Raw genomic sequence first — 23370 nt, forward strand, 5'->3', positions numbered from 1 at the left:
GTTCATTTAACATCAAGTATGCCGGAGAAAAAAGTTTTAGGAATTATCGGTGTAGGTCCTAGAGGACTTTATGCTTTAGAGAATTTCGTCTTGGAAATTCGAGATTTGCGTAAGGTGGACATATTACTTTTTGAAGAAACTGGCCATTTCGGAAATGGACAGGTGTATGACATAAACCAGCCCAAAACCAATTGGATGAACGTTTCTGATCGTGTTCTATCTCTTGAAATGCGAGAAACACAGCAAATTGATACAATTCATCTGCCATCGTTCCCAACCTATAAAGATTGGATAAAAGAAGATTATAAGGAAATATCACCCCTTAAAGCAGACTACTATCCACCTAGAAGCAAAATTGGAAAATATTTACACGAACGCTTTCAGGCTTTTGTAGCACCACTTATACGTGCTGGCATCATTACTTTATGGACAGAGAAAGTGGTAGATATTCAACTCAAAGACGATGGAAAACTCTGTATTAAAAGCAGTGAAAGTACCTTTGATAATGTAGACGAAGTGCTTTTAACGATAGGTCATCAACCCACAGAGCATGGAGAACAAATGCTGGATTGGGATCGTTTTTCTTCAGCCCATTGTAAAACCAAACTTTTCAAAGCTCCATACCCTGTTCAGGACTTTTTAAACCACCCCTTGCTCACAGAAAAAAGCAAAATCGGTATTCGTGGTTTTGGCTTGTCGATGGTAGATGTGATAAGGGGCATCGCCGAAAAGTATGGTGATTTCATAACAGATGATGCCTATACCAGAGCATGCCATTACACCACTTCTTTTGATATTTCTGACATGATTATCCCTTTTTCATTAGACGGTTTACCACTCGCTCCCAAACCGCTAAATGAAAAAATAAATGAGTGGTTTAGACCTTCAGCAAACCAGCTATTAACTTTTGAAACCCAGATAGGAAACAAAAAAACGCAGCGGGAGGCCGTGAACACCCTTTTTCTGATAGAAGCCTTTGCTCCAATAGCCGCTAAAATCTACTTGGGTCTACCAAATGCTTGGATGGCGGAAAAATTAACCTTGGTAGAGGCCGAACAGGTGATTAAAGAATATTTATTAAACCAAGAATTTCAACATGAAGCACTGCTTTCGCAAAAGCAGTCGGCCAGCAAAATCATGGATGACTTTGTGGCAATGGCCAGCGGAAAAGAAGCCATTAGCCTAGATTACTGCGTAGGTCAAGTTTGGCGATTCTGTCAGCCATCCCTTTATATGCACCTTTCATTTAATGCGTGTTCTATAAACGTTTTTTCGGATATCATTGCTCTAGATGAAAGCACAAAAAGGTATTCTTATGGCCCACCAGTGGAAAGCATACAGCAAATGCTAGCCCTTGTAAAATCGGGCATTATGAACTTGGAAATGCTGCAAAACCCAACGTTCAAGTTGAGTCCCACAGGATGGCAGTTTATCGGTAAAAACAAGACCTTAACCGCCGAAATAATGATTAATTCTGTTTTGGACCCACCTAAAATTGAAATGGTCAATTCACCTATAATAGAAAATTTACTTTCCAGTGATTTAATAGAAGCGGTTCATGACGAACACGGTGTTGACACCGATGAAAACGGCTATGTAAAATCTAAAAATGTCAATACGCAAATTCCCATAGCTTTACTAGGACGATTGGCCAGAGGAACCATTATTGGTGTAGACGCTATTGCGGAGTGTTTTGGAACACGGCCTAAAAACTGGGCGAAGCAAGCCGCCTTACGCTTGACTTAGGTGTATACCTATTTTTTTAATGTCCTAAATCCTACACTTTCTCTACTCCATGAGAAAAATAGTTTAACACGCATATACCACTGAAAATAAATCAATAAGATTTGCGTAGCCGAATAACTACATATATATTCGTAGCCAAATGACTTCATAATGAATTTAAGACGAGATGTTTTCCAGGCCATTGCAGACCCAACAAGAAGGGGCATACTGCTGTTGGTGGCATCGCAATCTATGACTGCTGGTGCTATCGCATCAAATTTCAATACCTCTAGACCCACCGTTTCAAAGCACTTACAAATCCTGACCGCATGTGAGTTGCTTCATCAAGAGCAAAACGGCAGAGAAGTGTACTATCAAACCAATGCAAAACAAATGAAGGAAGTGGCCGAATTCATTGAGCCTTTCAGACAAATGTGGGACGACAGATTCAATAAATTAGAGACCCTCATGAAAAACTTTACTTAACAAACCATGGAACGAAAAACGAGCATTCAAGCCAAAGAAGGCGAGCAAGATTTATGGATAACAAGAGAATTTGATATACCTGTAGCCTTGCTTTTCAAAGCCCATGCCGAGGCCGATCTTTTGGAACAATGGATGGGCACAAAAGTGTTGAAACTGGAAAGTAAAAAACATGGCAGTTTCCTCTTTGAAACAAGCGGTCCAAATGGCAATACCTACCGTTTCCACGGCGTCATTCATGCTTTCAAGCCTAATAAAAACATTACAAGGACATTTGAATTTGAGGATATGCCTTTTGGCACTCAGTTAGAATTTCTGGAGTTTGAGCCACTTACAAACCAGACTAGTAAATTAAAGATGCATATCATTTATCAGTCCGCCACACATAGAGCAGAACAATTAAAATTGCCATTTGCCATCGGCCTAAATATGGCTCATAACCGACTAGAAAAAACTTTAAGACAATGGAAAAAAGAAGAAAAATAGCATACTGGATAAGCACAGGATTGCTGTGTTTTACAATGATTGGTGGTTTAGGCCAACTGTTACAAATCAAAGAGGTGGTGGAAGGTTTTGCTCCATTGGGCTACCCCTTATATTTCTTGTCTATCATTGGCTTCTGGAAACTGCTGGCCATCATCGCCGTACTCCTTCCTAAATTCGCATTACTGAAAGAGTGGGCTTATGCAGGAATAGTCTTTGCCATGACCGGAGCTTCCATCTCTCACATCATGTCGGGCAGTGAAGTGATTCATATCATAGTACCCTTGGTTATCGTTTGCCTTGCCGTGGCATCTTGGTATTTAAGACCAGCATCGAGAAAACTGATCCTTACTTATAATTCTTAATGGAATAAACTATGAACCCGAAAGTAGATTGGTACTTTACCAAAGCCGAAAAATGGCAGGAAGAAATCAAAGCATTAAGAACCATTATACTCGACTGCCAACTGGTGGAAAAACTTAAATGGGGTGTGCCTACTTACACTTATAAGAAAAATAATGTGGTTTTGATACATACTTTTAAAGAATACTGTGCCATACTCTTTCCTAAAGGCGTTTTATTAAAAGACAGCAAGGGTGTTTTAATTCAGCAAACAGAAAGCGTACAGTCGGCTAGGCAAATGAGGTTTAAAAGTGTTCCCGACATATTCGAGATGAAAGACCTGATCACAGATTATGTTTTTGAAGCCTGTGAAGTGGAAGACTCTGGTGCAAAAGTGGTGCTTAAAAAGACCTCTGAATACGAAATACCAGAAGAGTTTCAAGTAAAACTGGATGAAAACCCCGCTCTCAAAAAAGCTTTTGAAGCACTGACTCCGGGTAGGCAAAGGGGATATATTTATAATTTTTCGCAAGCCAAGCAATCCAAAACACGAACGAGCAGAGTGGAGAAATATATACCTCAAATATTGGATGGAAAAGGTTTAACAGATTGACGTTTTTGGGCTTCATTAAAACGCCAGAAATACTAAATTTCAATGCACAAAAGAAGTATTCTAAATTTCTTCCAAATCTGTTCGTTTCTTTGACACCATGAAAATCCTGATTATCGAAGATGAAACAGAGTTGGCTCAAGACATGGTAAAATTCCTCACCAATGAGCAATACCGTTGTGAATGGGTTTCTGATTACCCGTCTGCTATGGAACGGATTTTCACGCATGAATACGATTGCATTCTTCTAGACCTTATGCTTCCTGGGGGCGATGGATTAAGCATTCTGGATGAACTAAAAAAGCAAAACAAACAAGAGGGCGTCATTATCATTTCTGCTAAAAATTCGCTAGACGACAAAGTGAAAGGCCTGAAACTAGGAGCAGATGATTACCTCGCCAAGCCCTTTCATCAGGCAGAGTTAGCGGCACGCATAGAATCGCTAATAAGAAGAAAACAATTTGATAACCATAATGTCATTTCTCAAAACGAATTATCCATTGACATTCATTCTAAAACTGTTACTGTAAACCAGACTCCCGTTATCCTCACAAAAAAAGAATTTGACCTGCTCCTCTTCTTTATAGGAAACAAAAACAGAGTGCTTTCTAAAAGTGCCATCGCTGAACACCTTTCTGGAGATTTTGCCGATATGTTTGACAACCACGATTTTGTATACGCACACCTCAAAAACCTCAAAAGAAAATTAAAGGAAAGTGGTTACGGCGATTACATCAAAACCATATACGGAACCGGATATAAATGGGAACTATGAATAAGTTACTTAACAGACCCCTTAAAGCCTTTATCCTTTACGCCTTGCTGGTGCTACTCATCAGCATTCCTGTTTATGTGGTAGTGGTAGACCGCATTTGGGTCAATGAGCTGGACGAAAACAATTGGCTTACGCTACAACACACGAAAAAACGACTTCAATCAAATACATTTACACCCGACGACATAGAAAAGATAAATCAAATTTGGGGTCAGTTACAGCCCGGTGTATCCATTGCTAAAACAGACAAACTTCAAAGTCGAGCAGATAGCGTTTATGAGGTTATCAGACCTAACGAATATGACGTAGACGATGGTGAAGACCGTTTTCGTGGACTTATATCTTATCTAGACATCAGCGGGCAGCCCTATCAAGTCACCATAGAAACCAATGTAGAAGAAGCAGACCAAACATTGCTAGCGGTCACAATCGTTACATTTATGTTTTTTGTGATATTGATAATCGGTTTCATTTTACTCAATCGAAAAATAGCGGCAAATAGTTGGCGGCCATTCTATCAAACCCTGCGTTCTTTACAATCTTTTGATCTCCGTAAAGACCAAGAACTAAACCTAGCTCCTACCGACATTCAAGAATTTGTGGAACTGAACCAATCCATTCAAGATTTGGTCCAAAACAATATTGCGGCCTATCAGCAGCAAAAATCATTCATAGAAAATGCTTCCCATGAGCTTCAAACACCCATTGCTCTGCTGAAATCAAAACTTGATTTACTGATTCAGGAAAAGGCTGTAACGCCAGAAATATCGCAGTTATTAAGCAGTATTGAAGCTCCGCTTACTCGTCTATCTCGCATCAATAAGAACCTGCTGCTGCTGGCAAAAGTGGAAAACCATCAATACAGAGAGCAAGAAAAACTGGATGTAGGACAATATATGGATTCCGCCTTAGTCCTTTTTGAAGATTATATGAATGCCAAACAACTGAAAGTGGTGACCAATATGAAAGACACCATTTCCATAAATGCCAACGGCTTTTTACTAGAAACGCTTCTCCAAAACTTACTTTCTAATGCCATCAGGCATACTTTTTCCGAAGGCGAAATCCTCATCAAACTGGAAAAAAGATCGATTTCCATGGCCAACTCAGGAAAGAATGCTTTAGACCAAAAACATTTGTTTGAGCGATTTGCCTCTGCATCAAAAGATAAAGTCAGTAGTGGATTAGGTCTTGCCATCATTAAGGAGATTGCCAATAAAAATAATTGGCAAGTGGACTATCGTTTTGAAAACGAATTTCACACTTTTTCTGTAGTATTCTAAAAATTCCAAATTTCTTCTAATTCCTATCTGATTTTTGTGCCATATAAAATTCAAACATGAAAAATTTAATAGGGTTGACATTACTTTTAGGTACGCTCACGCTGCCATCGTGTAGCCTGTCTGAAACAGCTCCTGAAAAAGTACTGACCGCTTTCAATGAAAAATTTCCAGATGCTAAAAAAGTATCATGGGAAATGGAAAACCAAACAGAATGGGAAGCGGAGTTCAAAGTCAGTGACAAAGCTTATTCTGCCAACTTCTCTACCATTGGCGACTGGAAAGAAACAGAATTTGAGATTAATACGTCTGAAATCCCCGCAGAAATACGTGCTATTTTAGATCAAAACTTCAACGATTACAAGATAGAAGAAGCGGAGATCTCGGAAACTTCTTTAGACCAATCATACGAGTTTCAGATTGAAGTAGGAGAAGAAAAACTCGAAGTAACAATAAACTCAAAAGGACAATTAAGCCAAACAAAAACAAATGATTAAGCATATTCTATTCGCGTGCATCCTGCTATCGCCCTTTGGGCTCTTGGCACAGAAAACATCGGTAAGCGTATCCGGAACTTTGAAAGATAAAGTAAGCTCTGAACCCCTACCCTTTGTCAATGTGGTTTTGAAAAACGCCGCTGACCTATCTTTTGTATCTGGAACCATCACAAACGACAAAGGACTCTTTACGCTGGAACATGTAAAACCTGCCGACTACGTCATTGAAATGACCTATATGGGTTATACGAAACATACCGCTCCGCTCTTTGTAGGTTCCAATTCTGAGTTTATTGACATCGGAATCATTATGTTACAAGAAAACGCCCAGCAACTCAACGAAGTAGTGGTGACTGCCAGCCAAGATGCTGTGGCTACCACCATGGATAAAAAAACCTACACTGTAGACGATAACATTAGCCAAGGCGGTGGTAGCGTGCTGCAGTCTATGAACAATTTGCCTGGACTTACCACCACAAACGGCCAAGTGCAGCTGAGAGGAAATAGCCAAGTCACCATATTGATTGATGGCAAACAAACGGCTATCACGGGTTTTGGAAACCAAAATGGTTTAGACAATATTCCTGCCTCTGCCGTAGCCAAAATTGAAATCATTAATAACCCTTCGGCAAAATATGACGCCAACGGAAATGCGGGTATTATCAATATCATTCTCAAAAAAGAAGAACAAAATGGACTGAACGGAAAAGTGGGTTTATCTACAGGATTGGGAGCCTTGTGGGTTCGTAGAGAAAACCTGCCCGGCATACGTCCGCAATATCAGGCTACACCAAAAATTAACCCTTCGGTGGCTCTCAACTATAGAAAAAAGAAAGTCAATTTATTTTTACAAGCTGATAACCTGTATACCCAAACGCTCAATAAAAATGAGTTTATCACCAGAACTTATGCCGACGGCACCGTGGTTAATCAGCAAATGAAACGAAACAGAGACACCAACTTTTTCACATCTAAAGCGGGTTTAGATTGGTTTATAAATGAGCAAAACACCTTGACCATTTCAGGTTTATTCTCTCAAGAAACCATTAAAGATTATGGCGACCAGCCATTTTTTAGCGGAAACACAGGAGAGCGTTTAAGACTTTGGCAATTCTTAGAAGATGAAGTGCTTACCGCTGCCATGGCTTCGGTGGCTTACGAACATAAATTTGAGCAGCCAGGACGCAAATTAAACATAGGATTCAATTATACTTTTGACCGCGAAGACGAAAAATATTTCTTCACCAACACCCAGCCCACTTTCAGTAATAAAGAGTCTTTCTTCCTGATAGCCGACCAAAAAGTAGCCGATTTTACGTTGGACTATACCAGACCCATGAAACATGGTCTACTGGAAACGGGTGTTAAATTTAGAAGAAGAACTATCCCTACGGATATGCAGTTTAACCCTGCCGTCACCAACTCTGTCCTAGATACCGGTGCCGACGGCAAAGCGACCTATACCGAAACCATACCCGCACTTTATGGTAATTATACCTACGAGGTCAAAAAATTGGAAGCCGAGCTGGGGCTAAGAATGGAGTATGTGAATTTAAGCTACAAAGTAGACCCAAATCACAATACATATAAGAGTAACGGTTACAACTATTTGCAACCCTTCCCTAATGCCAGAATCTCTTATAAACTGAACGACCGTAACAAACTCTCTGCATTTTATAACCGCAGAGTGGGCCGACCAGATGAGGGTGACATCAGGATTTTTCCGAAATACGACGACGCTGAAATTATAAAAGTGGGTAACCCTGGTTTGCAGCCGCAGTTTACCAATAGTTTTGAGTTGGGCTTTAAAAACGACTGGAACAAAGGCTATTTCTACAGTGCCCTGTATCATAGAATTTCAGATGGTACCATTACCAGAATAGCGACTACGGTAGACGCCAGTAACCTGATATATAATATCTCTCAGAACGCAGGAAAAAGCTATAATACTGGGCTAGAAGTGGTACTCAGCAGAGAGCTGAGCGAGAAGGTCAGCATGAATCTGAATTTGAATGGTTATCATAATCAGATAGCTGCATTTACGGTGACCAATCAATATCCTGTAGTCAATACCTTTACAGCGGAGCAGCAAGAAATATTTGCAGGTAATGTAAAACTAAACACCAATTTCAAGTTTATAAAAAACACAGAAGCACAGCTAACCGCCATATACCTTAGCCCAGATATTATTCCTCAGGGAACCATAGACGCTAGGTTTTCGCTTGATGCAGGTGTGAAAAAACGCATACAAAACGGTAAAGGCGAGCTATTCTTAAACGCCACCGACCTCTTAAACACCATGGTCATCAAAACCAAAGTGACAGGAAACAACTTCAACTATACCAGCAAAAACTATTACGAAACGCAGGTGATTAGATTGGGGTATAGTTATAAGTTTTAGATTCTTCTTAATCTCTTTTTAATGCACCTTATCGGGTTTCTGGTGGGGTGTTTTTTTTTGTAGAGAATTGTTCCACTTATCAACTCACATAAGAGAAGAAAATAATCATTGCAAAAGAATATATTTTTATTGCTTATCAATAAATATATATTACCTTTCGACATAATTTAACATTTATCAATTATGTCAAAAACAGATAATTTTGTATTTACGGCTCTTAAAATTGTGGCTTGGATTATCTTCGTTGGCTTATGCATTGAGGCCGGAGGTTTGCTGGTCAATTTTGTTTTCAGCATCTATAAACCCGAATTTGTTCAAAACTTATATCAGAAGCTCGACCTAAGCAGCATATATACGGAGAGCAAATGGGCATTTTACGGTATGTATAGTTTTATCTTAGTCATATCCCTTTTAAAAGCATACCTATTTTATGTGGTCATAAAACTTGTTAGCCATTTCGATCTATTAAAACCCTTCAACCAGTTTGTATCGGAGCAAATATCACAAATTAGTTACTACACCTTTTCCATTGGATTATTAAGTTACATAGGCAGGCAGTCAGCCAAAAACTTAATGCATCAAGGTTTTGTTACGGATAACCTAAATCCATTTTGGGCAGACAGTCAAGCATTCATTTTAATGGCAGCTGTAGTCTATATTATAGCCAATATTTTCAAAAGAGGCATAACCATTCAAGACGAGAACGATTTAACCGTATAAACTATGCCAATCATTGTAAACTTAGACGTGATGATGGCAAAGCGTAAAATCTCCCTGAACGAACTTTCAGAACGGGTTGGTTTGACATTATCTAATCTTTCCATCTTAAAGACTGGCAAAGCAAAAGCCATTAGATTCAGCACTTTAGAATCCATCTGCGAAGCCCTAGACTGTCAGCCTGGTGACCTTTTGGAATTCACAAGTGAGGATTAACATTTCTTGCGATAAGCTATGCTTTTTAAGTCCTTCCGAATTTATTCCTACTTTGAGCTGTTAAAGCAAAAACCATCGCTACTTAACAGACGATTTCCATGAAAAGCCTTCTAAAATTTATTACAGCACGATTTCCTATCACCCCTGACGACATCAGTTTATTGGAAAAATGTGTGATTGTGGAAAATGTTCCGGCACATAGCAAACTTTTAGAAGCAGGGAATGTAGAGCGGTATCTATATTTTTTGAATAAGGGAATAGTAAAAGGATATCAAAACGTGGATGGTAAATTAGTCATTCAGCATCTAGTTCCTGAACAGGACTTTTTCACAGCTTTGGATAGTTTTATGAGTGAAACGCCATCCGTAGAATATTATGAAACGGTTTCAGACTGTAATCTTATTAAGATTTCTAAGCCTGATTTTGACCTCTTACAAGAAAGCAGCAGCTTCTTTAGTGAATTAGTAAATACAGTGACCAATGAACATTTGAGTTGCAAACTGGAACGCGTTAAAGACTTTCAGGTTTTAACGGCTAAAGAGCGGTATGTAAAGTTTATGAATCAGCATCCTAATTTAGCCTTAAATGTTTCGGTAGAAAACATCGCTTCTTTCTTAGGCATGGAACCACAGTCTTTGAGTAGAATCCGCAAGCAAATCGCTTTCTAACAAATGTTATTTTAAAATGCTCAATTCCTCTTGAAATTTGCTAAACAGAAAACAAAAATATGAGCAAAGAAATATCATTAGTCACAGGTGCAAACGGACATTTAGGAAACAATTTAGTCCGATTATTACTTTCAAAAAATCATGAAGTAAGAGCAAGCGTCAGAAACATAAACAATCAAGGTGCCTTTAAAGGTTTAGACTGTGAAGTAGTGCAGGCCGACATTACCGACAGATTATCCCTAAAAAAGGCATTTAAAGGCGTGACAAACTTATACGCGGTAGGAGCAAATTTTAGTATGTGGGCTAAAAACCCCAAGGTTGAAATATATGATAATAATGTACAAGGCACTCAAAATGTGTTTGATATAGCCAAAGAATGCGGCATTAAAAACATAGTATATGTAAGTTCGGTAGCCTCATTAGATTTCACCAAATTACCAGCAAATGTGGATAATGGATATAACCAAGACCGCAGAAACTGGTATTACAACTCCAAAAATGATTCGGATAAACTTGCGATAGAATTAGGGGAAAAATATGGCATCAGAACCGTGATAGTATTACCATCGGCCATGATAGGCCGCGTGGCTCATAAACTTAGCTACACCAATGGCCTCGTGAAACAAATATTAGATGGTGAAATTCCTGTAGATACCAATGTTACCTTGAATTGGATAGACGTTAAAGATGTGGCTTTGGGTGCATACCAAGCCATGCTAAAAGGTAGAAATGGCGAACGCTATATTCTTGCCAACGAACAGCATACTTCTTTACAAGAAAGTGTAAAAATAGCCGCTGAAAGCTATCCAGAATTAAAACTAAAAACACCTAAAAAAGTGCCTAAATGTCTGCTTTACACCGTAGCTGGCTTGATGGAGTTTGGAAGTAAAATAACGGGCAAAGAACCACAACTTCAACGTCATTATGTGGACATGTTTTATGGTTTGAAACAAGACTATGACATCAGCAAATCTAGAGAAGAACTAGGCTTTAATCCGAAGCCATCTAAAACCGCCTTATTGGAAGCAATGGATTATCTTAAGAATGATTGGGAGCAGGTGTAGGTGAACTTGTCTAGAGGTTTCTTGTGGTTTTATTACTTAAAAAAACTAAGCAATCACAAACGAGGGTAATGTTTACCTTCGAAACATGAACGAGGGTAAATCATAGTATTTTTTACCCTCGTTATGGACAACTATCGATAAGTCCAAGTTTTATAACATTCGCTCTACCTCCAAAAATAGATTGAAACCAAGTTTATGCTATCAAAGCTTGTGAGCACTTGCACTAGCCTTTGACTACCAACACGGCGACTTATTAGCGTTTGAATGCAAGCCTGCTGAAACGTGACTTAGATCTTTGTTACAGACCACAGAATAAAATGAATCAACGGTTTTTAAGAGCTTTAACTTAAAGCATTAAATTCGTATATGAAATCATGAAGCGGTTTTGTTTGCTAAATCATGTTTTGTTGTAAATGTCCCGTTTGGGGATAGCCTGTTATCCAGATTATAAATAACTAGCCTTATTTTTATAGTGTAATGCTTCATTTACTAAAGTGATAAGAAGATGAAAAAACAAAGGTTCTACGATAGAGCATATCTTTATCTCATTTTCGGTTTAATCATTATTTACCTTGGATTTTCCGAGTCGTATTTCTTCAAGTTAAAGGAAACAACCTTCATATATCACATCCATGGAATCTCAGCCACACTTTGGATGACATTGTTGATTATTCAACCCTTATTATACACTTTAGGAAAGCTCAAAATTCACAGAAAATTAGGTTGGGTTTCTCTGATTGTGGTGCCTGTATTGGTACTTGCGGGCTTTGAAATGATGAAACTCATGATTCTGAGACAAGCCAGTTATCCTCCCAATATTGTTTATAATTTAGCTTTTATTGACGCATTTACCCTAATCGGTTTCCTTGCACTTTATGCTTTAGGCATTTATTATCGAAAAAACATCAAGCTCCATGCTCGGTTTATGGTCTGCACCATATTTGCACCTCTGGTACCCGCATTAACAAGGGTATTTTTCTCCTTTCAATTAGCCTCTAATTTCCACCAATCCCTGACTTATTCCTATGTATTGATAGAGCTGATTCTGCTCATCATTATTTTTAAAGAGCGGAAATATAGGGAAATAAGATATACCTACGTCCCCGTTTTTATGGCCATAGCCACTTTGCATGCTCTCATGTACTTTGCGGGTGATTGGGCGTGGTGGATTTCTTTAATGAACCGCTTTGCAGGTTATGAACTTTAAAAGGAATGCATTTTGTAAAAGCCTAACATTCTGCTTGAAGCCAGACCTCCACCAAGGATTTACCCCTCTTTAACCTGTCCTAATTTAGGAACTAAAACCTTTCTAAAAGTACAGCTCGTATTAGTTCCGCTCTTCCTTACTCGAGCATAGCCATGCCATAAATAAAAAGAAAACAATCTAATTTGTTAGGATTCCTTACTATATTTATATCGGCAATATTGCTAGAAGATTTAAAACCAATAGTTATGAGTAAGTCCATCTTTTATCACGCAGGGTGTCCCGTTTGCCTCAGTGCAGAGCAAGACATCTTAAACCTTATCAATCCATCGGATGTAGAAGTTGTAAATTTTCAGGATACAAAATCTCGTATCTCGGAGGCAGAAAAGTTGGGTGTAAAATCCGTTCCAGCTTTAGTTACACCAAATGGGAATGTGCTTCACATTAATTTTGGGGCATCTATGGCAGATGTTAAAGGTTAAAAATTTAACACACTTAGTTAGGAGTCCTTCCCTTAAGAGCTCCTAACTTTAACCCAAATTATTTGAATCCCTTCCCTTACCAAGCAAATTTCAACCAATTATGAGACTAGCGTAATTAGGATTGCTAACTTTACCTATCACATTAATCAAGGTATGTTCATCCATGGAAAAAAGTGCTTTCAATATCAACTTTCAGCAGGAAAGTGTATCGAGTAAAATTGTGGTTGCTTTGGAGCGGGTATCTGAAGTCTTTAAAGTTTTACTATGGGAACACGCCAAAGTGATAGGTTTAAGCCCTATTCAGATTCAAATACTCATTTTTCTTGCGTATCATAAATCCGAACTTTGTAATGTTAGCCATCTAGCCAAAGAATTTAATATTACAAAACCAACCGTAAGTGACGCTATAAAAATGTTGGATAAAAAGAAATACATCATTAAAGATTATTCTTTATCCGACAGTCGCAGTTACTCGATTTTATTATCCGACTTGGGTAGAAAAACAGTAGCAGAAACAGAAAATTTTGCGAACCCCATAGAAACGCAATTAAAGAAAAATGAAACAGCCGATTTAGAAAATATGTTTGAAACATTATCTAAGTTGATCTATCAATTGCAAAAGAATGGCATCTTAACCGTTCAGCGAACCTGCTATGGTTGTACATTTTACGATAAATCTGACAACAAGAGTTACTGTAAGCTTATAAAAAAAGAATTATTGACTTCTGATATCCGATTGGATTGTCCTGAATTTGAAGAAAAGACAGTAGGAAATATGAGCTAAAAATGGGAATTGAAACCAAATTCATAGCTTTCAACTTCAACAGCCTTCGTATTAATTTATGCCTTTGAAGTGGTTTATGCATTGTAGCATCGCAATGAGTGTTTAAGTGTAATAAATCAGGCATTTAAACGAAATTTGCATCGCGTTTACCCTGAGCTTTTTGTCGAAGGGTTCTGCTGATTGAGTTTAAATGGGTATACGAAATGATTTGAAGCTTTTTTTTACTGTCCCAATAAAATCGGGAGATTTTCTAATGCATAAAGCGGGATTAATTAGCTTCTCTCACGTACACAACGGACCGTCTAAACCCATGCTTTATTCTCCTAAAAAACCAATATCTTTGTTCAAGACACGAAAAAAAATGGCGTCAGAAAACAAAATATTTATTGCAACAAGCATTGACGGATATATTGCCGACAAAAACGGTGGAATAGACTGGCTTCATGCCATTCCAAATCCTGATAATATTGACATGGGATATGGTGCATTTATGTCCCAAATAGATGCCCTTGTTATGGGAAGAACCACTTTTGAAACCGTATGTGGCTTTGATATAGATTGGCCTTATGAAAAGCCTGTTTTTGTACTGAGCAATAGTTTGACAGAGATCCCCCAAGCATATGAAGGAAAAGCCGAACTGCTTAACGGTACTTTAAAAGACATTCTAAGACAAATTCATGGCAAAGGATATCATAGGCTTTATATAGATGGAGGCAGAACCATCCAAAGTTTCTTGAGAGAAGATTTAATGGACGAAATGACGATTACCATCATTCCATTTTTGTTGGGTGGCGGCATTCCTTTATTTTCGAAAATGCATAACCGCTTGGATTTCGAATGCCTTGATACTAAAATATATTTGGAGAAAGTGGTTCAAAATCATTTTATAAGAAGAAGATAAAACGAATACTTGTGAAGTAGAAGGCTCTGGCAGAAGTGATGAAGAATAAGGCTTCTATTGCTCAGGATTCATCTTTTGGATTATTCTCTTAAAGCCCGACATTCGCCTTTCAAGGGCCTCCAAGCAGCTATATGAAATGTTTTAACTTTGTAATGACATAAATATGATTTCTGAATTTCTATTAAAGCTTGTGCCATTTTCTCAAGATGAATTGAACGACATCGTTTCCCATTTTGAAAAAGAACATGTCACTAAAGACCAAGTGTTAGTGAGAGAAGGTCAAGTTTGCCATAAGCTATATTTTATAGAGCAGGGCATTGGCAGAAGTTATTACCTAAAAGAAGATGGAAAAGATGTAACGCAGTGGTTTTTTGGAGATCGTAACTTCATGACGAGTGCAGATAGCTTCTTTCAACAAAGTCATAGCTTATACTATCTGGAGATTTTAGAAGATACCATACTCTTTAGTATTACTAAAGATAAAATGGATTTACTGTTAGCTAAATATCACAAGATGGAAACCCTTGCGAGGCTTGTAACGATTGAAATCTTAAACCAAATGGTCCAAAAACTCAACGCTATCCAGTTTCAGACGGCCAAAGAGAGATATAATTATATGCTCGCAGATTTCCCTGACATTGCCCAGCGTGTTTCGTTAGGGCACATAGCCTCTTATCTTGGAATAACACAAGAAACCTTAAGCCGAATAAGAAGAAAAGATTAAATTAAATCAACCTGATTCTCGCTTTTTGATTTAGATCAAAGGATTCGATTTCCTGTCTCGTCAATTTTGCATTGTAATAACAAACGATTTACAATGCAAAACACCAAATCCAAATTAAGCGTCCTACTACTAGCCCTTGTATGGTTCTTACCGGCAACGTCTATAGCACAGCTTTTGGATCCAAACCTTAGAACACTCATACATCAAGGGCTGGATAAAAGCCATAGTGTTAATAGCTATAATTTTGATAAAGAACAGGCTAAAGTTGATCAAAAAATAGCAAAATCTGTGTTGCTTCCTAAGCTGACACTCAATGGTAGTTATACGAGGCTAAATGATGATATCACTTTTGATGACGACACCCAAAATCTTTTAATCTCTACACAAAAGCTTTTGATTAAAGAGGCGGTAGGAATACCTTTCAATGATCCATTTCCACCTTCCATTCCATTAACGGCCGTCCCAAATTTGCAGAACAAAAACATTTTAAAATCAAATATGGATTTGGACTGGGTGGTGTTTAGTGGGTTTGCGGTAGATAATGCTATAGAAGCTAGTAAACACAAAGAAGCTTCTCTAAACCACCTTACCGAGGTAGAAAAGGAGAAAGTAGCTTTAAAAATTATAGAAACTTACGATAAACTAGCCTTAGTTTATGCATCAAAAAGCGTACTCACAACTTCACAAGATTTCCTAAATGAACAAGAATATTTTGTAAGAAAGGCCATAGAAAACGGTTTAACAACGCCTATTGACCGTAAAAAGATAGAGCTTGCTAAACAGCAATTAGAGGGAAAACTACTGGAGTTTGAGCAAAATAAAACCTTACTCATAGAGGTGCTTCATCAGCTCACAAATGACGATAGAGAGCATTTAAGGTCACTAAGTCCTGAATTACAGCCCTATGCCATAAACACCTTATCAGATACTGAAAAACGCAATGAAATAATGGCTTTGGAAGAAGCCGAACAAGCCACGCTTTTTAAAGCACAAATGGAAAAGAATAACTTCATACCCAAGGTGGCGGTTAAAGGACACTACGAATTTGTGGAAAGTGGTTTGTCGCTACTAGATCCAAAATGGTACGTTGGCGTGGGCTTAAAATGGCATGTTTTTGACGGCTTTGAATCGCGTTTAAAAAGCGAAAAAAGTAAAATAGAAGGTCTGAAATATGGCGAACAAAAAGCAGAAGCCGAAGAAATGATAGCTCTTGGCGTCATCAATGCCGAATTAACTTATCAATCTAGCCTTCAGAACATAAAGATGGTTCAAAAAGAAATTGAACTAGCCAGTGATACTTATGATATGATTAATAAGCAATACAAGAATAGTATGGCTTCTATAAACGATGTTCTGGATGCTTTAAACGAGTTAGAAAAATCTAATTTCAAATTACAAGAGTCTTTTTTCAAACAGCGTAAGGCTGCCACAGCTTTACTGCATGCCAAAGGAATACTCCACTATTAATAAACAAATAACGAAAATGAAATCACTAGTAAATATATGTATCGGTTTTATGGCCATGGCTTACCTAAGCTCCTGTGAAAACGAAACACCAATAACAGACTTTAGAGGTCAAGTAAAATTTGAAACCATTTCGGTTAGTAATAAACTGGCTGGAAGAATTAGCAAAATTTATGTTCAAGAAGGACAAACAGTAAAGCAAGGAGACACGCTGGCCATCATATACATTCCAGAAGTCAATGCTAAAATGATGCAATCAGAAGGAGCAATTACAGCCGCTAAAGGTCAATTAAATATGGCATTAAAAGGTGCCACTTTAGAGCAATTAGGTCAGATTGACGGTCAAATTGATGCCGCTGCTGCACAACTCAATTTTGCACAAGAATCTTATCAGAGACTGCAAGCCATGTACCAAGATTCCTTGATCAGTTTACAGCAATTTGATGAAGTAAAAATGAAACGTGACATGGCTAAAGCTCAAATTTCTGCTTTAAAGGCTAAACGAAAGGAAGTAAGTCAAAGTGCAAGAACAGAGCAGATAGACCAAGCCAAAGGGCAACTCAATAGAGCTATTGGTGCCAAACAAGAAGTACTTTCTGCAGCCGACGAAAAAGTGATGACTGCACCCGTAGACATGACCATTGAAACCATCAGTCTTCAAGTGGGAGAATTACTTACGCCCGGTTATGCTCTTTTTAACGGATATCAAAAGAACAGCACCTTCTTCCGATTTACCGTTCCAGAATCTAAAATATACGATTTCAAAGTCGGCCAACAGCTGACCTTAGTGAACCCATACATAGAGCAAGTAACCACGGTTAAAATCATCGCGATAAAGCAGCTGGCACAGTACGCCGACATCACCAGTACGTCGCCCTTATATGAGCTGTCAGAGTCAATTTATGAATTGAAAATGGTACCAACTTCTGATGTATCTCATCAATCCTTTTTTCTAAATGCCACTGTTTTAATTAAACAATAATTATTATGAAAGCGTATTTAGACTTAATTAAAGTAGAGTTCCAGCGAATTTTCTCTAATAACGTATTACTCGCCATTTTCATTGGAGCACCTATATTTTATGGACTTTTGCTTGGCTATGTGTATGAAGGAGCCAAAGTGGTGGGTTTACCCATAGTAATCATTGACGAGGACAACAGCCCCATTTCTGATAAGATAATCGATGCTTTCTCAGATAATGAAGGCTTATCAGTTAGTGATGTACGTTATTCTTCAGGCAATCTCATCCATGAAATGCCTGTAAAGCAATATGCAGCCGTGGTGACCATTCCTAGCCATTTTGAGGCAGATATCCTGCAAAAAAGACATCCTGAAATACGTGTAGATCTGAATATGGCAAATATGCTGAATGCCAATACGGCCAGTAAAAATATTCAATCGGTTTTAATGACACTCAATGCCGGAATTGAGATAGAAGGATTGAAAAAACAAGGCATGCCAGCTACACAGGCTTTGGATAGCTATGAAAGCTTTAAAATCAATTTTAATAAGCTTTACAATTCCTCTGGAAACTATGTTACGTTTATGCTCCCAGGGATACTTGGTGCCATTATGCAGCAAGTGATATTTTTAGCATTAGCATTGGTTTTTGCACGAGACTTTGAAGACGGATATTTTGGAACCCTGGTAAAAAAGAGCAAGTTTTCTTTGTATCACATTGTGCTTAAATCCATTCCTTTTTTAGTGATGATACCTATCATGTGGGCCATTGTGAGTTTGTTTATCCCCTATTTTAAAATTGATGCGGACATATATAATACGCCTATGTTGGTTTTAGTCGCACTCTTGTCTTTAGCTTCTATGTTTATTGGGATGTTGTTTTCTATTGCTATTCCGAGTCAATTAAAAGCCACAGAGCTCTTGATGGTTATCTCTACGCCAGCTTTTATCTTGAGCGGATTTACTTGGCCTACCCTTGCTTTTCCGCATGCTGTCAGCCAAGTAGCCCAGTATATTCCTTTGACTCAATTTTTAAGTGCCTTTAGAAAAATAGCTTTTTATGGCGGTGATTTATCGGCTGTCAAACCCGAAATAAATATGCTTTTATGGATCATGTTTGTGAGTCTATTTTTAATGGTTCTCTTGCTACAAATCAAGATATATTTGTTTGGCAAAAAGCAAGTTAAGTTGGCTAAATAAACCGAAAATAATTTGCTATAAAGCCTTGCAATGGAGTTTGTCTCCACCATTTTACTTTCCTCGATGATTCACTAAATCGCTGGTTAATATTGCTGTTTCTCTAAGCATCTGGCTTGGTGAAACAGCCTCTGGTTTATTACCCTCCCTATTCCCTTTTGGCATTCATTCATCCCTAATTTTCTCTATTTTTACGCCTGCTATAGTATCTGTGTAAAACTTAATCCTGTGGCATTGAACAAATAATAAAAGAGGGCTCAAATACTTAAACAATTATTAGCTAACACTAAAATAGTCCATGTCGGAAACAAGGCTAAGCCACATTAAACTAGAAGAGGATATTGAACTGCTCCGGCAGGAGCTGGAAGCAATCGAAAAAGAAACCCAATCTTTTGAAGCTTTACTACGTTCTCGTCTCGGTGATTTGATTATAGAAGCACAGGAACTCTATGTTTTATACAAAGAGATTAAGAAGAAGAAAAAGGAAAAACGACTAGAGCAGAAAAAACGTGGTAAGAATTATCAGGAACCACTTGGCTTAATTACTACCAAAAAGACAGCGGCAAATCTTGACTCTACCGAAGATCAAAAGGAGAAAAAAAGATTATACCGAGAAGCGATGTTACATGTTCATCCAGACAAATTCTTCATGAAAGAAAATGAAACGGATATCGCTACCGAACTGACCACCAAACTCATTGAAATTTATAAGACGGAGAGTCTGGAATCCTTACAGGCGTTTCATGCTCATATTTTTGAAGGAAATACCCAGATCATTTTAGGTGATGCCGCTGCTTCAGTGAAGGTCTTTTCTAAGAATAATTACTTGCAACAAGAAAAAGAACGTCTAGAAGATGCTATTGATTTGGCCAAGAACGAACAACTTTATAAGATCCTAAAGGAGTATGAAAACCCATTAACTTTTGCGGATGAATTGAAATATTACTACGAAGAAAGAATTCTCCAATTGAAAAAAAGAACAAGAAAAGGACTTTAAAATTCCATCCGCATGAATCCAGCCTTAAAACCATTTTGGAGCAGACTTTTTAAGTTCGACTGGAAATTTGGTCTATTCTTAATGCTACTTATTTGTATTCCAAGATTTATACTTGTGCTTCAAGCCAATGAAACTGGCAACTATAGTTTAATCGGTTTAGTGATGCTCATTTCGGCTATAGTGCCGTTCGTTTTTCTAAACAAACATGGAAGAAAGGCGATTGGCATAAAAGCACCTAAGAAACTTCACTACCTATTTATCGCACTAATTCTTGGTCTTGTATTTAGCCTTCTTCTGCACTATTTAGGAATAAGTTTATACGGCAACTCCTATGAAAACTGGTACGCCTACATAGGCAAATCTTACAAAATCCCTGAAGTTATCTCTGCTCCAGACAAAAAAACCTTGTTTCTTATCATGGCTGCTACGGGGATGCTCGTCAGCCCAATAGGTGAAGAATTATTTTTCAGAGGTTTGATTCACACCAGCTTCGCCAAATCTTTAGGAGATACCAAAGCCTCCATCATTGACAGTTCCGCTTTTGCTCTTACACATATTTCTCACTTTGGTTTGGTATTCATCAACGAAGCTTGGGATTTCTATGCCATTCCAGCCCTACTTTGGACGGTATCCATGTTTTTGGTCAGCCTACTATTTTTCCAAATGAGAAAACGTACAGGCACTATATGGGGAGCCGTATTATGCCATTCGGGGTTTAATTTAGGGATGATATATTGTATCTTTTATTTACTTTAAAATGAAGCAAAATGCTTGTCATCAGCAATTCAATTTTGAGACATCCTTTCACGGGAACGTTTATATAAAGAAAACCCTACAGTATGGTAAATAATGTAAGGGTTTTACTATCGTTTTCCGTCAATACAAAAAAGCTAAGAATAAGCCTTTTAATAGCCTAATTATTTCCAACCAGGCATTTCATCACGGGTAATAATACGTGGATGTTTATATAAAGTTTTTATCTCGTCTACCGTATTCGATTCCTTCACCAGTTCTGCCCAACTCATAAAGAAAACCCATTTGGGCTGAGCAGATAACATTTCAGGGCTGGGCAAAACGGAACATTCCCCTATGGCCATTGGTTTATCTCCTATTATTGGTAGTATATAATTATACCATGAAGCATCAAATCCCTTATCATAAACATCAAAAGCAAACACATCCCAATATGCTCGTCCTGGATTATATGCCTCAAAATCTCTACTCATATCTTGCATATCCCACACCCAAATCAAATTAGAGAGCTCTTTTACATTGGTAAAGTAATCATGAATAAGACGGTAAAGCTGAGCTGTACCCTCTGGGCCTGGTCTCCCACCCCACCAAAACTTACCTTGATTCATTTCATGCAATGGCCTGAAAAGGACTTCTACGTCGTTGTCTTCTAGGTACTGTAGATAAACCGCAATGTCGTCCATTCTAGCTTTCCAAGTTTCATTTAGGGCAGATCCATCCGTTAGCAATTCCTTCCATTGGGCATCATCTAGCTGAGCATTGAGTAAACCTGGATCCCATCCGCATGGCTCACCTTGGTCTGGCGGGCAAGCATGCCACATTATGTTAATGACGGCTCCATTATCCCATTGCTTTTTGGCTTCATGCACCATCGTCCATCTATTATCTATATTTCCTTGTTGAAATAAAAAGTCACCACTCCATAGTGCAGGATACGTTCCTGTAGTCTCTTTTATAAATGCTGTCCATCTGGCAGGCTTAGCATTCGGCTCTCTATTATGCTGTCCAGCAAGTGTACTCTCGCCAGAAATACCCTTAAGATATTCTAAGACTTGTGACGTTTGAGCTAATGATGCTGATGCCATAGACATCAGAAGCATTACCATAATGATTGTATGTTTTTTCATATGATATTTCTATTTGAAAAGTAAAGGAACCAAATCCCATAAATTCTTTCGCCAAACCATCCATGTATGTCCACCTAGCGACTCACTGTATTGATATTTAACCCGGATTATATGTTGGGAAATCGTTATAAGTTTTAAAGTACAATAAATTAGACAATTAAAGGAAATTAGCACAGCTATGATGATTAAGTTTAAATCTCTGATAAAATCCATTACGATTCTCCAATACATCATACAATAGGGTTATAAATTGCTTGGTACGTTTACAGAAATGTATGAACAGTTAGTTATTAAATGACGTTAATAGCACAGTAGTAAAACTAAAAGACATGATTAAGGAGAATGAATTAGTGGCATCCATAATGGTTCAGGAATTCAATCAACAACAAATTGATTTAATAAAACTTTATAAAGGAAAACCGCTTTTGGCTATTATCTATAATAACCAATGTTTGGGCTGTACAGGCAGAGCAATTCCGCTGGCGTACCAACTCCAAAAAGAAAATGTCGGCATTCAGGTGGTGGGCATTCATACCAACTTTAAAAACATACAAGTCACCGAAAATGACATTAAAAGCATTTTCACTATTGACGAGCTTCCTTTTCCTATTTTCTTAGATGACAGGCATGCGGTCTATGACCAATTTGATTCCGAAGGAACGCCACAATGGGTTTTAATTACAAAAGACGGGCATCTTTCTCGCTCCATATTTGGCTCACAAGACGGTGCTCAAAATCGTTTAATGTACGCTCTGGAACAGCTTGAATAAGCGAGATTCCATTATTTCAATGGAATAATTTAAACTAATAATCACGGAATTTATATGGTTGTAAAAATATTAAATCAACGTTTACTTTTTTATATCTAACCGATTGTTTAGTTTTGTGACACTTAAGAAACAATGGCACGAAAAAAAGAATATATAGAAGAAGAGGTTATCGAGAAAGCCATGAATTTATTCTGGCGAAACGGTTATGAAACAACCTCTATGCACATGCTAGAAAAAGAAATGGGCATTAATAAGTTTTCTATCTATGCTAGCTTTGGCAGTAAAAATGGTGTTTTCCTTGAAAGCATAAAATGTTATAAAAAGGAGCTAAACAAGCTCATGAGCAAGCTGAAAGCTTCTACAGACGGCATAGCAGGTATTAAACAATACTTCTATGACTTTATTGAATTCACCAAAGAAACCGAATTTGGTAAAGGCTGTTTAGTGACCAACACTGCCAATGAATTAAGACAAGATGCAGACGAGAAAATAAAGGAAGTTTTATCAAAATTTACCGCTGAAGTAAGACAAGTATTTACCACGAGCTTAAAGCAAGATGAAACCAAGGCACCAGAAATCATAGAACAGCAGGCAGACTTTCTGATTATTTCCATGTTTGGATTATCATCTGCCACCAGGTTATTTAGTAAAACACAACTGGACAATTATATAGAACACATTTTCAAAGAGCTTTAACTTTTTTTTAACCAATAACTAAACGAATGTTTAGTTTATCAACAATTGAT

The 23370-nt window shown here is 37.9% G+C and carries 26 protein-coding genes; 25 read left to right on the forward strand and 1 reads right to left on the reverse strand.

The genetic code is table 11. The annotated features are described in order from the left end of the window. Positions 1-18: 18 nt before the first annotated feature. The 23 genes from ACSBFT_RS07715 (at position 19) to ACSBFT_RS07825 (ending at position 20730) form a co-directional block, all read left to right on the forward strand. Entirely contained in the window at positions 19-1746 is a 1728-nt protein-coding gene (locus tag ACSBFT_RS07715) for an FAD/NAD(P)-binding protein (protein ID WP_489604155.1), read from the forward strand. Positions 1747-1896: 150 nt separating this feature from the next. Beyond that, a complete protein-coding gene (locus ACSBFT_RS07720) occupies positions 1897-2211 on the forward strand; it encodes an ArsR/SmtB family transcription factor (RefSeq protein WP_489604156.1) in 315 nt (104 codons plus the stop codon). A gap of 6 nt (positions 2212-2217) precedes the next feature. Then, positions 2218-2694 (forward strand): SRPBCC family protein, encoded by a 477-nt coding sequence (locus tag ACSBFT_RS07725; RefSeq protein ID WP_489604157.1) that lies wholly within the window; start codon positions 2218-2220, stop codon positions 2692-2694. Next, entirely contained in the window at positions 2673-3056 is a 384-nt protein-coding gene (locus ACSBFT_RS07730) for a DoxX family protein (RefSeq protein WP_463048891.1), read from the forward strand. Before ACSBFT_RS07725 ends, ACSBFT_RS07730 begins: the two co-directional genes overlap by 22 nt. Positions 3057-3067: 11 nt before the next feature. After that, positions 3068-3646, forward strand: coding sequence for a YdeI/OmpD-associated family protein (locus tag ACSBFT_RS07735; RefSeq protein WP_489604158.1), 579 nt, complete (start codon positions 3068-3070; stop codon positions 3644-3646). Between the two features lie 97 nt (positions 3647-3743). Then, complete coding sequence (locus ACSBFT_RS07740) at positions 3744-4418, forward strand: response regulator transcription factor (protein WP_489604159.1); 675 nt, start codon at positions 3744-3746, stop codon at positions 4416-4418. Beyond that, on the forward strand, positions 4415-5701 hold the full coding sequence (locus ACSBFT_RS07745) for a sensor histidine kinase (RefSeq protein WP_489604160.1): 1287 nt from the start codon (positions 4415-4417) through the stop codon (positions 5699-5701). Before ACSBFT_RS07740 ends, ACSBFT_RS07745 begins: the two co-directional genes overlap by 4 nt. 56 nt (positions 5702-5757) lie before the next feature. Then, positions 5758-6195 carry a PepSY-like domain-containing protein gene (locus ACSBFT_RS07750; RefSeq protein ID WP_489604161.1) on the forward strand — a complete coding sequence of 146 codons (438 nt, stop codon included), beginning with the start codon at positions 5758-5760 and terminating at the stop codon, positions 6193-6195. Further along, on the forward strand, positions 6188-8596 hold the full coding sequence (locus ACSBFT_RS07755) for a TonB-dependent receptor (protein ID WP_489604162.1): 2409 nt from the start codon (positions 6188-6190) through the stop codon (positions 8594-8596). The genes ACSBFT_RS07750 and ACSBFT_RS07755 overlap by 8 nt, the downstream gene beginning before the upstream one ends. Before the next feature lie 183 nt (positions 8597-8779). Further along, positions 8780-9316, forward strand: coding sequence for a DUF2975 domain-containing protein (locus ACSBFT_RS07760; protein ID WP_489604163.1), 537 nt, complete (start codon positions 8780-8782; stop codon positions 9314-9316). Positions 9317-9319: 3 nt separating this feature from the next. Beyond that, positions 9320-9529, forward strand: coding sequence for a helix-turn-helix domain-containing protein (locus ACSBFT_RS07765; RefSeq protein WP_463048898.1), 210 nt, complete (start codon positions 9320-9322; stop codon positions 9527-9529). Between the two features lie 98 nt (positions 9530-9627). After that, positions 9628-10197 (forward strand): Crp/Fnr family transcriptional regulator, encoded by a 570-nt coding sequence (locus tag ACSBFT_RS07770; protein WP_463048899.1) that lies wholly within the window; start codon positions 9628-9630, stop codon positions 10195-10197. A 59-nt stretch (positions 10198-10256) separates the two neighbouring features. Continuing rightward, positions 10257-11261, forward strand: a complete 1005-nt coding sequence (locus ACSBFT_RS07775) for an NAD-dependent epimerase/dehydratase family protein (protein ID WP_489604164.1) — start codon at positions 10257-10259, stop codon at positions 11259-11261. A 505-nt stretch (positions 11262-11766) separates the two neighbouring features. Next, positions 11767-12468: a hypothetical protein gene (locus tag ACSBFT_RS07780; RefSeq protein ID WP_489604165.1), complete on the forward strand. Its 702-nt coding sequence runs from the start codon at positions 11767-11769 to the stop codon at positions 12466-12468. A 245-nt stretch (positions 12469-12713) separates the two neighbouring features. Beyond that, positions 12714-12947: a thioredoxin family protein gene (locus ACSBFT_RS07785; RefSeq protein WP_489604166.1), complete on the forward strand. Its 234-nt coding sequence runs from the start codon at positions 12714-12716 to the stop codon at positions 12945-12947. Between the two features lie 163 nt (positions 12948-13110). After that, on the forward strand, positions 13111-13731 hold the full coding sequence (locus ACSBFT_RS07790; protein WP_489604167.1) for a MarR family winged helix-turn-helix transcriptional regulator: 621 nt from the start codon (positions 13111-13113) through the stop codon (positions 13729-13731). Between the two features lie 361 nt (positions 13732-14092). Next, on the forward strand, positions 14093-14632 hold the full coding sequence (locus tag ACSBFT_RS07795) for a dihydrofolate reductase family protein (RefSeq protein ID WP_489604168.1): 540 nt from the start codon (positions 14093-14095) through the stop codon (positions 14630-14632). A 163-nt stretch (positions 14633-14795) separates the two neighbouring features. Further along, positions 14796-15356, forward strand: a complete 561-nt coding sequence (locus ACSBFT_RS07800; RefSeq protein WP_489604169.1) for a Crp/Fnr family transcriptional regulator — start codon at positions 14796-14798, stop codon at positions 15354-15356. 93 nt (positions 15357-15449) lie between these two features. Beyond that, the gene (locus ACSBFT_RS07805; RefSeq protein ID WP_489604170.1) at positions 15450-16823 is read left to right on the forward strand and encodes a TolC family protein; all 1374 of its coding nucleotides are present in this window, start codon (positions 15450-15452) and stop codon (positions 16821-16823) included. Positions 16824-16839: 16 nt separating this feature from the next. Continuing rightward, positions 16840-17802 carry an HlyD family secretion protein gene (locus ACSBFT_RS07810; RefSeq protein ID WP_463045664.1) on the forward strand — a complete coding sequence of 321 codons (963 nt, stop codon included), beginning with the start codon at positions 16840-16842 and terminating at the stop codon, positions 17800-17802. Positions 17803-17807: 5 nt separating this feature from the next. Then, entirely contained in the window at positions 17808-18980 is a 1173-nt protein-coding gene (locus ACSBFT_RS07815; RefSeq protein WP_489604171.1) for an ABC transporter permease, read from the forward strand. A gap of 295 nt (positions 18981-19275) precedes the next feature. Continuing rightward, complete coding sequence (locus ACSBFT_RS07820) at positions 19276-19974, forward strand: hypothetical protein (protein WP_489604172.1); 699 nt, start codon at positions 19276-19278, stop codon at positions 19972-19974. 12 nt (positions 19975-19986) lie between these two features. Beyond that, entirely contained in the window at positions 19987-20730 is a 744-nt protein-coding gene (locus ACSBFT_RS07825; RefSeq protein WP_463045667.1) for a CPBP family intramembrane glutamic endopeptidase, read from the forward strand. 161 nt (positions 20731-20891) lie between these two features. On the opposite strand, the gene ACSBFT_RS07830 is transcribed toward ACSBFT_RS07825, so the two are convergent. After that, a complete protein-coding gene (locus ACSBFT_RS07830) occupies positions 20892-21854 on the reverse strand; it encodes a glycosyl hydrolase (RefSeq protein ID WP_489604173.1) in 963 nt (320 codons plus the stop codon). 329 nt (positions 21855-22183) lie between these two features. Here ACSBFT_RS07830 and ACSBFT_RS07835 point away from each other — a divergent pair, with 329 nt between their 5' ends. Both ACSBFT_RS07835 and ACSBFT_RS07840 read left to right on the forward strand, forming a co-directional pair. Beyond that, the gene (locus ACSBFT_RS07835; RefSeq protein WP_489604174.1) at positions 22184-22624 is read left to right on the forward strand and encodes a TlpA family protein disulfide reductase; all 441 of its coding nucleotides are present in this window, start codon (positions 22184-22186) and stop codon (positions 22622-22624) included. Between the two features lie 132 nt (positions 22625-22756). Then, entirely contained in the window at positions 22757-23320 is a 564-nt protein-coding gene (locus ACSBFT_RS07840; protein ID WP_489604175.1) for a TetR/AcrR family transcriptional regulator, read from the forward strand. Positions 23321-23370: the final 50 nt, after the last annotated feature.

Source organism: Arcticibacterium sp. SM2516 (genome assembly GCF_057914865.1).